The organism is Streptomyces sp. RPT161, from assembly GCF_027533845.1.
GTDB classification, from domain to species: Bacteria; Actinomycetota; Actinomycetes; order Streptomycetales; family Streptomycetaceae; genus Streptantibioticus_A; species Streptantibioticus_A silvisoli_A.
Map to the genome: position 1 here is coordinate 1 of NZ_JAPZVN010000102.1, position 591 is coordinate 591.

Consider the following 591-nt stretch of genomic DNA (forward strand, 5'->3'; position numbering starts at 1 on the left):
ACTGCGCTGGTCGGGCGGCGCTGGGTACAGGCCGCTCGCAGAGCGTCGGCGACCAGGGCGGTGCGCAGGTGGTCGGCTGTGGCCCAGCCGACGACGCGGCGGGAGGCGATGTCGATGACGGTAGCCAGGTAGAGCCATCCTTCTTCCGTGGGGATGTAGGTGATGTCGCCGCACCAGCGGGTGTCGAGGACTGCCGGGTCGGGCTGGAAGTCGCGGCCCACGAGGTCGGGACGGGTGGACGCGTACGGGTCAGGGACCGTGGTGCGGTGCTGTCCCCTGCGATAACGACCCGTGATGCCTGCGGATCTTATGAGCCGGGCGACGCGCCTGCGGCCGCAGACAATGCCCTCGCGCTGGAGGGCGGCGTGGACGCGAGGGGCACCGTAGGTGCCACGTGAGCACCGGTGAACCTCGGTGATCTTCCTGGTGAGTTCCGCATCGCGGACCGCGCGGGGGCCAAGGGCGCCAGTGCGGCGGGCGTAGAAGGCGGCTCGGGAGACCTTCAGCAGCTCACAGGCGCGTTTTACGCTGTGGCCGCTCTGCTTCTCCGCCTCGATGAACGGGTGCACGTTCACCGGGTCTCCGTTGCGA

Annotated in this window: 1 protein-coding gene; it reads right to left on the minus strand. The window is 69.7% G+C overall.

The window, feature by feature from the left end; genetic code table 11:
* Positions 1 to 575, minus strand: a 575-nt coding sequence (locus tag O5O46_RS35090) for an IS3 family transposase (RefSeq protein ID WP_269859740.1), incomplete at its 3' end; no start/stop codon positions are given.
* Positions 576 to 591 lie beyond the last annotated feature (16 nt).